We start from the raw sequence: 14,285 nt of genomic DNA, 5'->3' as shown, positions 1-14,285 counted from the left end.
GCTAGCTGAACATGTGGGCCATCGTCTCGCCGATGAAAGAGCCTTCGGTTACCAAAGCCACCAGCAGCCAAATCAGCAAGGTCGACGGCACCAGAATCATCCAGATGAGCCCCTTGGTTTCGTGCTTCAGGTGCATGAACTCGCCCACGATGAAGAAGGCCTTGAGAATGGTCAGGCCAATCAGAATGCTGTTGCGCAGCGTCCGGAAGTGTTGGGCTTCCAGGGCAAACGTAATGGCAAATTCAACGGCCGTGATGGCCACCAGCACGAAGAATACCCGCCAAATCCAACTGGTGTTGGGCTTGGCAATTTCGCCGTTCAGCGTGGCGTGGTCGGTAGCAGCGGGAGAAGACATAATGATGCGGATGAGTAGCTAAGTGGATGAGTATCTTTTGAGATGAGGTTTACCAGCCGGTGATGTCGTGTTTCACCCCCTGTTCCCCCATTCGCTCACTCATCGTCAAACCAGGTAAAAGAACGTGAATACGAATACCCACACTAGGTCCACGAAGTGCCAGTAGAGACCGATTTTTTCGACCATCTCGTAGTGCCCGCGCTTCTCGAAGGTGCCGTTGGTGGTGGCGATGAAGCACCAGACCAGTAGGCACACCCCGGAGAATACGTGGGTGCCGTGGAAGCCGGTGATGAAGAAGAACAAGTCGGCAAAAAGCACCGGCCCGTACTGGTTCACGGCCAGGTTGGCCCCGTGGAACACGGTGCCGTCGGCCATCAGCGTGCCTTCTTCGTGGCCCCGGATGAAGTGGCCCCACTCCCAGGCCTGGCTGGAGAGGAAAATCGCGCCGAACAGGATGGTCCACAACAGCCACTTCTGCACGTCGGCCTTGTCCATACGGTGGCCGGCCTCTACGGCCAACACCATCGTCACGGAGCTAAAGATGAGAATCATGGTCATCAAAGCCACAAAGCCCAGCGGCACGTTGGCGTGGCCCATGCCGGGGAAGGCATTGAATACGTGGTCGGGAATCGGCCACCACTTGGTGCTGAAATGGAACGCCGAAGCCTCGCCGGTAAACACGGCGTGCTTGTGGCGAATCATGCCGTAAGTGGTCAGGAAGGCCCCGAACGAAAAGGCATCCGACAGCAGAAAAATCCACATCATCAGCTTGCCGTAGCTTGCCTTGAAGGGTTCGTTGCCACCGTCCCAGTTGCCGGTGCGGGGCGCGTCGAGGGTGGGGGCCGCGGTGGGCTGCAAGGTGGTGGTTTGGGCCATAGCGGACAAAAATAGGGCGTTTTAGTGGTTCAAAAGTAAGAACAAATACAGGTACAGCCAAAGAGCGCCCAGGAAGTGCCACAGAATGGATGCGTTGCCGATGGAGAGCAAAGCCCGCGAATGCACCTGATAGTTGAACGTGCGGCGCAGCACCACGGCCAGGAAAACTAGTCCCGCCAGCAGGTGAAAGGCGTGCATTCCCATCAGCACGTACACGAACGAGCCGGACACGTTGGCGTCCATGCCACCGAAGAAGGTGCGGCCGTCCACCAAGGCCCCCCAGCACAGCCACTGGCCCACCAGAAACACCAGCCCCAACCCCAACGCCAGCGCCAGGCCCAACTTAACACGGCCTATTTCGTCCTTCTTGGCCGACATGTAGGCCCACTGCAAGGCCACGCTGCTCAGCGCAATTACTATCGTGTTAAATGCCAGAATAGACGGCAGGTCGAACTCGCGCCAGTTGCCTTCGTCGCGCCGCACGATGAACCCGCTGGTAAGCGAGGCAAAAATCATGGTGCTCGACACCATCAGCAAAATCAGCAAAACGCGCTTGGGGTGCCAGCCCAGGCCTATTTCCTTTTCGGAAAGGGATTCGATGGGGTTCATACGCTTGGTTAGCGGTGTGCTATTAAAAGGGCCGCGTTGCCGCGGCGGGGGCGGTGTGCCCCCTGGCTTGTTAACAAAGAACTACTGTATTTTGTCCAACACCAGCGCGATTTGTACGATGGGCAGGTACAAAAAAGAGGCAAACATGATGCGCAGCGCGGCCTTGCGGTCCTGGGTGCGCATAAGTTGCACGGTGAGCAGCAGGAACAGCACCCCGCACACGGCCGCTACCCCGGCCGAGATGCGGCCCGCGATGTTGAACTCCAGCGGCAGCAGGCTCAGCGGAATCAGCAGCAGCGTATAGGTCATGATTTGAAAGGCCGTGCGCAGGTCGCGCTTGCCCGGCGAGGGCAGCATTTTAAAGCCGGCCCGCTTGTAGTCGTCGTCGGCCACCCAGGCAATGGCCCAGAAGTGCGGAAACTGCCACATGAACTGAATGCCGAACAGCACCCACGGCTGGGGGCCCATCGCCGCAAACGTGGCCGCGGGCCCCATGCCGGCCACCCACCCGATGAGGGGCGGCAGCCCGCCAGGAATGGCCCCCACGGCCACGCACACGGGCGAAATCGTCTTTAGGGGCGTGTACACAAACCCGTACAGCACCAGCGACAGCAGCGACAGCGCCGCCGTGAGGTAGTTGAACTGCCACGCCAGCAACGCCAGCCCGGCCACGCCCAGTACCACGCAAAACACCCACGCTTCGGCCGGCGAGACGATGCCCAGCGGCAGCGGCCGCTTCGCGGTGCGGGTCATTAGCTTGTCCAGTTCCCGCTCGTGCACCTGGTTGATGATGTTGGCCGAGCCCGTGACCAGCAGCCCGCCCAGCATCACCAGCAGCACGTTGGACCAACGAAATTCCGCTACCCGCAGCATGTAGCCAATGGCGCTGGAAAACGCCACGGTGAGCGAAAGCCGGAATTTGAGCAGCTGAAAATAGGCGCGGGCCTTTACCATTCAACGGGGTGACTACAAACGCGGATTGCCCCTTCGAGGGCCAAACAGGGCCGCAAAGTTACGCAACAACCCCGTGAGCGGGCCGGGTCAGCACCTCAATCTGCAGCCGGGCAGGCCGTTTCCCTACCGCCAGCAGCCCCAGAAACTGGAGGCCGAACAGCACGGTGGCCAGCGTGAGGTGGACCGGCTGCACCACCGGCGGCAGGGCGGCGTAGGCCAGCACAATGCCCGCCAGCATTTCGACCACTAACACGGCCACCATGCCTTGGGCTAGCCGCCGCCGCCGGGGCCCCAGCTGCCACAATTCATATGCTGAGTACAGCACCAGCGCCAACACGGCCCCCGAAAAAGCCCGGTGTACCGTGAATACGCCTCCCAACTGGCCTACCCATCCGGCCCGACCCGTGTAGTTCACGGCGGCCGATACAATGTCAACTTGCTCGCGCACTTGGGTACCCAGGATGATTTGCCCAAACGTGACCAACAGCCCCAGCCAAAGCACCGCCCGCAGGCCCCCCGAGGCCAGCATGGGAGGCTGGGCCACCGTAGCACCTGTTTGCGCCCGGGCGCGGTCCACGGCATACAGCAGAATGGCCACAATCAGCAGCGCCAGCCCCATGTGCACCGTTACCATCACCGGCAGTAAGTTGGTCGACACCACCAAGGACCCCAGCCAACCCTGCACGCCGGTGAGCAGCCAAACTGATACGGCCAGCCAAAACACCGGTGGGTCGCGCCGCCGGTAGGGCCAGGCCAGCACTGCCGTCAGGAACACGAAAATACCAATCAGGGCCCCCAAAAGGCGGTTTACATACTCAATCCAAGTCTTGACGGGGTTAAAATCCGTTTCAATGTACTGCGTGGGATGCGCGAAGATGCTACCCGCCACTTGGGCAAACCCTAGGCGTTGCAGCGTTAGGGCCAGCTTTTTATTTTTTGCTACTCGCTGAGCAGTGTACACCTCCTTATAGTTGGCTGGCAGCTGACTGGCCTTGGTAGGTGGTACCCAAGTACCGAAGCATTTTGGCCAGTCGGGACAGCCCATGCCCGAGCCGGTGCTACGCACCACGCCCCCTACGAGAATCAGCAAATAGACCGATACAACCGTGAGCAAACCCACAAAACGGAAACGGCGAAAAGCAGCGTCATGCATTGATAACAACAGTTGAGAAGGCAAAATGCTTACCTGTACAAGGGTCAAACAAAAACGGGCCGCCGGTTAGGCAGCCCGCTTCGGACAGTTGGTAAGCAGCGATTAATCAGCCAACTCTTGCTCGTAAGGCAGGTTCGACGACTGCGTTTGCGAGTACGGGACGTTCTGCGGAATAAAATCCGCTTCTGCACCGGGCTTGCTGTAGTCGTAGGGCCAGCGGTACACGGCAGGAATCTCGCCGGGCCAGTTGCCGTGGCCGGGCACCACCGGGGTAGTCCACTCCAGCGTGTTCGAGTTCCAAGGGTTCTCGGTAGCGCGACGGCCGCGCCAGATGCTGTAGAAGAAATTGAAGATAAAAATAAACTGCGCGAAGAAAGCAAAAATGGCAGCTGTCGAAATAAACTTGTTTAGGTCAGCGAACTGCGAAAACGAGTCAAAACCAGTCCAGGCGTAGTAGCGACGGGGGAAGCCAGCGATACCAACGTAGTGCATGGGCAGGAATACTAGGTACACCCCGGCGAACGTGAGCCAGAAGTGGACGTAGCCCAACTTCTCGTCCATCATGCGGCCGAACATCTTCGGGAACCAATGGTACACCCCCGCGAACAGGCCGAAGAAGGCTGCGGAGCCCATTACTAAGTGGAAGTGGGCAACAACGAAGTAGGTGTTATGCATCTGGATGTCCAGCGTGGCGTTGCCGAGGATAATGCCCGTCAGGCCCCCGGAAATGAACAGTGACACAAAACCAATGCTAAACATCATGGCCGTAGTGAACCTGATATTACCACGCCACAGTGTAGCCAGCCAGTTGAACACTTTTACCCCGGAAGGCACGGCGATAATTAGCGTCAGGAACATGAAGACCGAACCCAGGAAAGGATTCATACCCGTCACGAACATGTGGTGAGCCCACACTACGAAAGAGAGTAGCGAGATACCAATCAGCGAGCCAATCATGGCGCGGTAGCCAAAAATCGGCTTCCGGGCATTGGTTGCCAATACTTCCGAAACCATACCCATGGCAGGCATAATCACAATGTACACCTCAGGGTGGCCCAGGAACCAGAACAAGTGCTGGAACAGTACCGGCGAACCACCTTGGTTAGGCAGTGCCTGGCCGGCAATGTAGATATCCGAGAGGAAAAAAGAAGTACCGAAAGAACGGTCGAATACCAACAGCAGAACCGCTGAAAACAGCACCGGAAACGACAGGATGCCCAGGATAGCCGTCAGGAAAAATGCCCAGATGGTCAGGGGCAGCTTGCTCATGCTCATGCCCCGGGTACGCAGGTTGATGACCGTAGTAACGTAGTTAACCCCACCCAACAACTGCGACACAATAAAGAATGCCATGCTCACCAGCCACATCGTCATGCCCATGCCCGAGCCAGGAATGGCCTGGGGCAGCGCCGACAGCGGCGGGTAAATGGTCCAACCCGAAGCCGCCGGACCAGTCTCCAGAAACAGCGACATAAACATGATTATGCTCGACAGGAAGAAGAACCAGTACGAGAGCATATTCATGAAGCCCGACGCCATATCGCGGGCCCCCACCTGAAGCGGAATCAAAAAGTTGGAAAACGTGCCGCTAAGGCCAGCCGTCAGCACAAAGAATACCATGATGGTACCGTGCATCGTGACCAAGGCCAAGTAGAACTCCGGGTTCAGCTTGCCCCCCTCAATCCATTTCCCAAGCACTGGGGTCAGCCATTCCATGGTGCCTTCGGGCCAGCCCAACTGCAAACGGAAAAGGCTTGAAAGCGTACCACCGATGATGGCCCAGAAAATACCGGTTATCAGGAATTGCTTACCAATTACTTTATGGTCCTGGCTGAACACATACTTCCACAACCAATGTTGCTCGTGGTGTTCGTGCTCGTCATGGTGAGCGTGCTCACCATGTTCCGTGTGCGATGCGGGGGCAGTGCCTATGCCGCCGGCCGTCTGAACTCCAGCCGACAGGTTCGGCTTGGCTGACATATCTGACATATCGAAAGGCTCTTAAGGTTTATTTAAAACGAAGCGTTGGCCAGGGGCGCGGGCGTGGTCTCCTTGCCTTCCGCGGCAACTGCTGGCTTTGGGGTTCCTTCGATGGCTTTCTTTTTAAAGGAAGCTACCAAATCGGGGTTTAGCGAAGCAAATGATTTCTGCGAAGCAAACCAGTTCTGATAGTCGTCGGGCTCATCAACAATTACCGTCGCTTTCATGGCGTAGTGGCTTTTGCCACATACCTGGTTACAAGCCAGCTCGTAGTTAAATTTCGGATTGCCAAGCTTGGCCCGCATCTCATCCGTCGATGTTGTAGGTGTGAACCAGAAACGAGTCGGCATACCAGGTACGGCGTACATCTGGACCCTAAAATTCGGCATATACACCGCGTGTAATACATCGCGGGAGCGGATTTTGAACAGTACCGGGTGGCCTTTGGGAACGTGAATTTCAGTGGTCGTGAAGTCGTCCTGCGATGCTTGGTCGTTCAAATCAATGCCAAAGTCGTTTGAGGCATCAATCAACCGGTAATTAATTACGCCCAGCTTCAAGTCGCGGCCCGGATAACGCACAAGCCAGTTAAACTGCTTGCCCATCAACTCAACTACTACCGAATCTTTGGGTGCTGGACCGGTGATGCGCGTCCAAGCCTTCCAGCCCGCGAAAATCAGCGACGCCATAACGATAGCGGGAATAATCGTCCAGATGACTTCAATCTTGTTATTGTGCGAAAAAAAGTATGCCCGCCGGCCTTCTTTGTATTGGTACTTATAGGCATACACAAAGAGAAGCGTTTGGGTAATCGCAAAAGCTACCCCGATAACAGCCATCGTGGTCCAGAACATGGTTTCCATGTGGTGGCCGTGTACCGAGGCAATCGGAGGGTTCATTTTGCCATAGTTCTCCACGAAGGAGTAGGCAAACCAGCTGCCGCCACCAACCAGAAACACCAGCATCAACACAGCGTTTACGCTGTTACTCATGCCAATATCACGGGTGAAGGAACCAGAAAAGATAGAAGACAGAATCTGGAGGCGAAATAACAGGCCGAAAACGACCAGTAACAACACCAAAACGGCTATAATGACAAGGGTGGACATTGAGATTTGTATTGGTGGTCAGAGGTGATTAACCAACTGCTAGATGATAACAGGCCGGATTGACTTAGGTTATGCCCAGCTACTAGTTAATGCAGGCAATAATCAAGTAGTGTGATGAATGCTTTCTTCAACAAATGGGTGGTTCATAGGAATCAACGAGGCTTCCGACAAGCGGCGCGTCATCAATAGCAGGAAGGAACCCAAGAAAATGGCGGCGACCCCTATTTCAATCAGAAACCCATTTTCTCCCCGCATAGTGCCCGGCATTAGCATCAAATAGAAGTCTGACCAATGGCCGACTAGAATAGCAATGCACGCAATCTTAAGGACAATCATTTGCCGCTTGGCGTCACGAGTCATCAAAGCCAAGAACGGAAAGAAGAAGTTGATGACGATATTGAAGAAGAAAATAGCAGTATACTGGCCATTGAATCCCCCCAGACGCTGGTTGAAATACACAGCTTCTTCAGGCAAGTTGGCGTACCAAATCAGCATGAACTGAGAAAACCATACGTAGGTCCAGAAAATACTAAAACCAAACATCAACTTACCCAAGTCATGCAAGTGGTTGGCGTTAAGAAAACGCAGGTAACCGTTCTGCTTTAAGAAAATAGCCGTAAGCGTAATCCCAGCAATGCCTGATACCCACCAAGATGCGAATACATACCACCCGAACATAGTGCTGAACCAGTGCACATCTACCGACATTATCCAGTCCCAAGCCGACATGGACGAGGTTACCGCATATAGCACGAGAAAAAGTGCAGCAGTGGTCACGCTAGTGTGGAAGTACTGAGTGCCACCGTTTAAGTCTTCTTCTAAGGATAGCTTACGCAACTTCCATGAGAAAGCCCACCAGATGACCAGGTACGATACCATGCGAATCAGGTAAAATGGCGTGCTTAGGAAGCCGCTCTTACCGGCAATGATACGGTCGTAAGTAGCTGAGCCCTTAGTCATCACTCCTTCTCGCGTCCAGTCAAAAATGTCATGACGGCCCAATAGGAACACCACAAACATGATGATGGCCCCAGGGATAAGCCAAACGCTAAACGCCTCCGCGATACGCTTCACAATTACCGACCAACCGGCGTATGCTACGTAGTTAATAGCTACGAACACGGTCCCAACGGCCGAAATGCCTAAAATGAATAGGTTGCTGTGCCACAAGCTCACTATTATGCGCTTCAGCCAGAGTGGACTGCCTGCTTGATGTGCCACGGTTCCCGTAGCTTCGGAAGCAGCCCCCCAGTGAAAAATAGCGGCCAATACACCTGCCACCAGCAACACTACCCCGGCAATGATAATGGTGAGAAATATCTTACGGGCACCATCCGTAACGACGAGCCGTTCAGCCGTGGCGCTTTCTTGTTGCGTCAGAGTTGCCATAGTACGTGCGATAGGAATTATTTAGCGGAGCCGTTGTGGCCTTTGGTATTACCCTGACCGGGCGTTTCAGAACCCTTATCTGAGCCGGCTGTATTGGTGGGCGGGGCCCCACCCACGGACGCCGTGTCGGCCGCCGTAGCGTTTGCCCCTTTAGCAATCATTTCCTTCAGGCCGTCGGGGCCCTTGCCAAGCTCAAGGGCCCGCACGTACATAGCTATTTTCCACCGCTCCTCAGGGTTCACCTGCGAGCCGTGGGGCATCATGCGATTGCGGCCCCATTCGATGACGTGGTAAATGTGGCCATCGTTCATCTTGGCGTAGTAGCCAGTAGCATAATTAGGCACGCCTTTGAACTTGAGTCCAACGGGGCCCTGGCCATTGCCCTGCTCACCGTGGCAATGCTGGCAATTACGGGAATACAGCAGTTGGCCCTCTTCCAGGTTTGCTTTGGTGTAAACAAACGGGTTGTGCAGAGTGCGTTCGGCAATGCCAACGCTATCCTTTGGAATGTGATCGTAGTAGCTTAGTTTGCCACGGGCTACCGTACCCGTGGGTGGCGTGCGCTCGTTGATGCCAAACGCGTTGATGGTATTGTACCCCGTCTGGCGCAATGGCTCATAAGGGATGGACTCGTACATCTCAGGGGCGTACTCTACCCCAGGGCTATCAGCCTGGGGCGAACAGGACGAGGCCAGCCCCCCCAGGGACAGCAGCAGCGCCGAAACGCGCAGACTCAGGTTCAGCGGATGCGTCATTATTTCTTGGTCATTTCTTTCTGATTGACTTCTGAAGCGCCATTTTCGCGCAACAGTTGGGTCAATTTCGGCATCGCCGAACTGGTTTCATCCAACTCGATGGCCATTACAAACTTGTCATCGGTTGAGCGCACGTCCATCACCGGCGTCTTAAAGCGCGGGTACAGCCCAGTGATGGTGTAAAAGGTTATTACCATACCGTGGCAGGTAAAAAACACCGTCAACTCAAAGGAAACCGGAATGAAAGCGGGCAGGCCAATCTGTGGCTTGCCACCAATAATCATTGGCCAGTCGAAGCCCAAAGTGTAAATCTGGAGCCACAGGGCGAAAGAAAGGCCGCACAGCCCGTAGAAGAAAGCAGCAATAGGCAGGCGCGAACGCTCAATGCCCAATGCGTCATCAATGCCGTGAACCGGGTAGGGCGAGAACACGTCGTATATCTTGACCCCCGCGCTGCGGATGTTATCAATGGCGTGCAATAGGATGTCTTCGTCATCGAAGACGCCGAGGGCAAAGCGCTTAGTCATGCTTGTCGTAGGTTACGGGAGCCGAAGCAGGCACACCAGGAGTTACGGTCGTAATAGTGGCTGGGGCGTGGTGGCCAGGGTTGTTCGAATAAGTAGGGCCGTTATCGACCGTATACTTAAGAATCGCCTTTATTTCAGCCATGTTAATAACCGGGAAGAACTTAGCGAACAGCAGGAACAGGGTGAAGAACAAGCCCAGCGTACCAACGAATACTCCGATATCGATAATGGTAGGCGAGAACATAGCCCAGCTCGACGGCAGGTAGTCACGGTGCAGCGAGGTTACGATGATGACGAAACGCTCGAACCACATACCGATGTTAACGACAATGGAGAGGATGAACGTCAGCCCGATGCTGTAGCGCACCCGGCGGAACCACACCAACTGCGGAGTAATTACGTTGCAGGTCATCATCATGGCGTATGCCCACCAGTAAGGCCCAGTAGCCCGGTTGAGGAAAGCATACTGCTCGTATTCTACTTGCGAATACCAGGCGATAAAGAATTCCGTGATGTACGCTACCCCTACAATGGAGCCAGTTACCATCATGATTTTATTCATAAGGGCAATGTGCTCCAGAGTAATATAGTCCTCCAGCTTGAATACCACACGGGTGATAAGCATTAGCGTGAGTACCATAGCGAAGCCGGAGAAAATGGCACCAGCTACGAAATAGGGCGGGAAAATGGTGGTGTGCCAGCCAGGTACAACGGCCGTGGCAAAGTCCATCGATACAATGGTGTGCACGGAAAGCACTAGCGGGGTGGAAACACCGGCCAGAATCAGCGATACCGTCTCGTAGCGCGACCAAGCTTTGGCCGAACCCGTCCAGCCCATGCTCAGCATGGAATAGCTGAACTTAGCAATCGGGCCCTTGGCACGGTCGCGGATGGAAGCAAAGTCGGGCACAAGGCCTGTGTACCAGAACACCAACGACACAGTGAAGTAGGTCGAGATGGCAAACACGTCCCAGAGCAGCGGAGAGTTAAAGTTTACCCACAGCGAACCCAGCGTGTTTTGCAGCGGAAACACGTAGAAGGCCAACCAAGGACGGCCCATGTGCAGCACTGGGAACATGGCGGCGCAGATAACTGCGAAAATCGTCATGGCCTCGGCCGCCCGGTTGATGGATGACCGCCACTTCTGGCGGAACAACAGCAACACTGCCGAGATAAGTGTGCCGGCGTGGCCGATACCCACCCACCACACGAAGTTGGTGATGTCCCATGCCCAACCAACGGTTTTATTCAGGCCCCACTCACCGATGCCATACCATAAGGTCCGGTAAACGGAGTAGAAAAAGATGCCCAGAAAGAACAAAGCCACGCTCATGGCCCCAATCCAACGAATGTTGGGCTTGGCTTCCACTTGGTAGCAAATATCCTGGGTCACGTCGTGTAACGTTTTGCCCCCGGTAACGAGCGGCTCACGAATTGCTGATACGTGTTGCATAGTGGATATTGGAGCTTAGGTACTGAGAAACAAACAGTAAAGCAACTTGATTAAGCTTCTTCTTCCGGGCCGAACATTTCCGATGCCGAGTTGCGAATCTTGGTCAGGTACGTCACATTGGGCTGCACATTGATAGATTCGAGCGAGTGGAAGGCCCGCTCCCCGTCCTCGCGGCGCAGCAACTGGCTGAGACGGGTGGTGGGGTCGCGCATGTCGCCGAATACGATGGCATCAGTAGGGCACGACTGGGCGCAGGCCGAAACAATCTCACCGTCTTTAGGGCGGCGCTTTTGCTTTTTAGCTTCCAACTTACCCAACTGGATACGCTGAATGCAGAAAGAGCATTTTTCCATCACGCCCCGGGCTCGCACGGTCACGTCCGGGTTAAGCACCATCCGCCCGAGGTCGGTGAACATGTGACTGTTAACAGTTTCGAACTTCTCGTTTGAGTAGTACGAGAACCAGTTGAAACGACGCACTTTGTATGGGCAGTTGTTGGCGCAGTAGCGCGTGCCCACACAACGGTTATAAGTCATTTGATTCAGACCCTCCGAGCTGTGCGTAGTAGCTAACACAGGGCATACCGTTTCACAGGGCGCGTGGTTACACTGCTGGCACATCATCGGCTGGAAAATCACCTGCGGGTTATCCGAAGGGTCTTCCATGGCAGCGTAGGTACTGATCTTACCATTGGTTTCAAACTCGTTTTCGTGGTGGTCCGAAGAGTAATAGCGGTCGATGCGCATCCAGTGCATCTCGCGGCGATTAATAACCTGTTGTTTGCCCACCACGGCAATGTTGTTCTCTGTCTGGCAGCCCAACACGCACGAGCCGCAGCCGATGCATGAGTTGAGGTCAATGGCCATGCCCCAGTGGTGGTTGTTGTACTGGTAGTCCTGCCACAGCGAAACCTTGTTAGGTTTCTCCATGCCGTCGGGCGTGTACACCTTCTCGTGCTCAGTTACCTCTCTTGGGTTCTCCTTGTACTTGGCCAGCGTATTCTCCTGCACCACCTCGTGGCGGTCCATGATGGTGTGGTGCGTTTGGGTTTGGGCAATGGGCGACTTCGCCGAAGTCTTTTCCAGGGTGACCACTGTAGTGTACATAACCCCACCATTGGCAACCATCAACAGCGGCGCGGCGTTGGCTCCCACCCCGTCGCCGGCTTTGCCGCTCATGGTACGTCCGTAGCCCAGCGCGATACTGACCGTACCAGCAGCTTGGCCAGGCTGTACAAGCACGGGTAGCTCAATGGGAGCCACGTTGGGAGCCGAGATTTTAATAACGTCCCCTTGCTCCCACTTGTTGGCAACGGCCATAGACCGGGACACGGCGAGGTAATTACCCCAGGTAGCCTTCGAAATCGGGTCAGGCAATTCCTGCAAGAACGGATTATTAGAACCCGTTCCACTGGTTGGAATGCCTACTTTTTCGTAGAATGATACCTCCACCATATTAGCGGCAGGCTTAGGTGCGCTGCTGATGCGCGACACGGCATCGCCAACACTCATAGCCGGGGTAAGCATGGCCGGCGCAGCCGGCAAAGCTGTACCTAAGGCCACTCCATCATGCACCGCCTTGTCCCAGGCCGCGTCGAAAGGGCCGCTCACAACTCCGCGCCAGTTATTGCGCAGAAAATTGTAGTACGTTTCATTGTTTCCAGCCCAGCGCAACAGACTTTCTTGGGCCTGGCGGGTAGCGAAAATCGGTGTGATGGCCGGTTGCGACAAGCTCAAAAAGCCGCGCTTGGGCTCAAAGTCGTTCCACGATTCCAGCCAGTGGTTGTCGGGAGTAGCGTACTGGCACAGACTGCCAGTTTCATCGAGGCGGTCGTTAAACGAGATGGTCAATGGCACTTTGGCGATGCCAGATTTCACTTCCGCGGCCAACGGGTGGTTGTACACCGGGTTGGCGTTGTAGAAAATTACGGCCCCAATGGTACCGGCATTCATATCTTTTACCAGCGCGGCCATGCGGGCGTCATCGCCTTGGCGCACATAGCTGGGAGTTGTCAGATCTAAAGTGGTGCCAACGTTGCCGAGGCTCTGATTCAAAGCAGCTACCAAGGCTTGCACTGCAGGGTCATTCGAACCCGCTACCACCAAGCTGGCCCCCCGATTGGCTTTCAGTTCGGCGGCAGCCTTAGCAATTTGCGGGGCCACGCGCGGGTTGCTGAACGTAGGAGTATTTCCCCCGCCCACTACCGCATTGTAGAGGGCCACAGCTACGGCTCCCATTTCCGAGGGCTTTATAGCTTCACGTACATCGGCATTAGAGCCAGTAAGCGACATGCTTGCTTCAAATTGGAAATGGCGCGACATGGTACGTTTGTCGTTGCTCACCTTCCGGTTTTTCACATACTGTTTGGCGAACTCTACCGGCGAGAGCCAAGTGCCCAGAAAATCGGCCCCGAGGCTCACGATAACGTTGGCTCGGCTGAAATCGTAGCCCGGTAGCACTCCATTGTTAGCTTGCAGCAAGCCGCTCGCCGAATGGGCATCATACATTACGTGCTCCGTGGTACCGTACCGGGCAGCAAAAACCGCAATGGCCTTTTTAGTGCTTGGGCTGATGATGGTCGGCGATACGATGACGATCTTGCCCGTCGTGGCCGCTAGCTTAGCCCGAATTTGCCGGTCAACCTCGGCCGTCTCGGTGCGTTGCCCTTTAATAGCGAAGTGTTGCAGGCGGGCGCTATCGTACAAATCAAGTACAGCGGCCTGAGCCCGGGCCGAAAGGCCGCCTCGGGTAATGGGCGATTCGGGGTTGCCTTCGAGTTTAATTGGCCGTCCGTCGCGGGCCTTCACCAGTACAGCGTTATAATCGGAACCGGTAAAATAGGTCGAAGCGTAGAAGTTGGAGATGGTCGGATCTACTTCTTCCGGCTTGTTGAGGTAAGGAATAGCTTTGTGCACCGGAGCCTCGCACGAGGCCAGCGTCGCGGCAGCAACTCCAAAACCCATTAGTTTCAGAAAGTCACGACGCGGAGCCGATGTGGCGTCCTTGCTTTCGTGGCTCTCCTTAACTGGCAGAAACTCGGCAAAAGCCGTGCTCATGAATTCGGGAGTGCTTTCTAGTTCCTCAATTCCTTTCCAGTACTTCATTTTTGGGGACTTAGGGACTCG

At 55.2% G+C, this 14,285-nt stretch carries 12 protein-coding genes; all 12 read right to left on the bottom strand.

Annotated elements, in window-relative coordinates; all coding sequences use genetic code 11:
* Nucleotide 1 precedes the first annotated feature (1 nt).
* Nucleotides 2–355 (bottom strand): cytochrome C oxidase subunit IV family protein, encoded by a 354-nt coding sequence (locus HNP98_RS09465; protein ID WP_173809819.1) that lies wholly within the window; start codon nucleotides 353–355, stop codon nucleotides 2–4.
* Nucleotides 356–460: 105 nt separating this feature from the next.
* Entirely contained in the window at nucleotides 461–1,231 is a 771-nt protein-coding gene (locus HNP98_RS09460) for a cytochrome c oxidase subunit 3 (RefSeq protein WP_173809818.1), read from the bottom strand.
* Nucleotides 1,232–1,252: 21 nt separating this feature from the next.
* On the bottom strand, nucleotides 1,253–1,840 hold the full coding sequence (locus HNP98_RS09455) for a cytochrome c oxidase subunit 3 (RefSeq protein ID WP_173809817.1): 588 nt from the start codon (nucleotides 1,838–1,840) through the stop codon (nucleotides 1,253–1,255).
* An 81-nt stretch (nucleotides 1,841–1,921) separates the two neighbouring features.
* Nucleotides 1,922–2,794, bottom strand: coding sequence for a heme o synthase (gene cyoE / locus HNP98_RS09450; protein WP_173809816.1), 873 nt, complete (start codon nucleotides 2,792–2,794; stop codon nucleotides 1,922–1,924).
* 58 nt (nucleotides 2,795–2,852) lie between these two features.
* Nucleotides 2,853–3,947 (bottom strand): COX15/CtaA family protein, encoded by a 1,095-nt coding sequence (locus HNP98_RS09445; RefSeq protein WP_173809815.1) that lies wholly within the window; start codon nucleotides 3,945–3,947, stop codon nucleotides 2,853–2,855.
* A gap of 102 nt (nucleotides 3,948–4,049) precedes the next feature.
* Entirely contained in the window at nucleotides 4,050–5,936 is a 1,887-nt protein-coding gene (locus HNP98_RS09440) for a cytochrome c oxidase subunit I (RefSeq protein WP_246275058.1), read from the bottom strand.
* Nucleotides 5,937–5,959: 23 nt separating this feature from the next.
* On the bottom strand, nucleotides 5,960–7,036 hold the full coding sequence (locus HNP98_RS09435; RefSeq protein WP_173809814.1) for a cytochrome c oxidase subunit II: 1,077 nt from the start codon (nucleotides 7,034–7,036) through the stop codon (nucleotides 5,960–5,962).
* Between the two features lie 102 nt (nucleotides 7,037–7,138).
* Nucleotides 7,139–8,425, bottom strand: coding sequence for a quinol:cytochrome C oxidoreductase (locus HNP98_RS09430; RefSeq protein ID WP_217425711.1), 1,287 nt, complete (start codon nucleotides 8,423–8,425; stop codon nucleotides 7,139–7,141).
* A 17-nt stretch (nucleotides 8,426–8,442) separates the two neighbouring features.
* Nucleotides 8,443–9,180 (bottom strand): c-type cytochrome, encoded by a 738-nt coding sequence (locus tag HNP98_RS09425; RefSeq protein WP_173809813.1) that lies wholly within the window; start codon nucleotides 9,178–9,180, stop codon nucleotides 8,443–8,445.
* Nucleotides 9,180–9,707 carry a DUF3341 domain-containing protein gene (locus HNP98_RS09420; RefSeq protein ID WP_173809812.1) on the bottom strand — a complete coding sequence of 176 codons (528 nt, stop codon included), beginning with the start codon at nucleotides 9,705–9,707 and terminating at the stop codon, nucleotides 9,180–9,182. Before HNP98_RS09420 ends, HNP98_RS09425 begins: the two co-directional genes overlap by 1 nt.
* Entirely contained in the window at nucleotides 9,700–11,160 is a 1,461-nt protein-coding gene (nrfD, locus tag HNP98_RS09415; RefSeq protein ID WP_246275057.1) for an NrfD/PsrC family molybdoenzyme membrane anchor subunit, read from the bottom strand. Before nrfD ends, HNP98_RS09420 begins: the two co-directional genes overlap by 8 nt.
* Nucleotides 11,161–11,210: 50 nt before the next feature.
* On the bottom strand, nucleotides 11,211–14,264 hold the full coding sequence (locus HNP98_RS09410) for a TAT-variant-translocated molybdopterin oxidoreductase (RefSeq protein ID WP_173809811.1): 3,054 nt from the start codon (nucleotides 14,262–14,264) through the stop codon (nucleotides 11,211–11,213).
* Between the last annotated feature and the right edge of the window lie 21 nt (nucleotides 14,265–14,285).

It is taken from the genome of Hymenobacter caeli, assembly GCF_013294115.1.
Lineage (GTDB): Bacteria > Bacteroidota > Bacteroidia > Cytophagales > Hymenobacteraceae > Hymenobacter > Hymenobacter caeli.
This window is presented reverse-complemented; position numbering and strand designations above follow the sequence as displayed.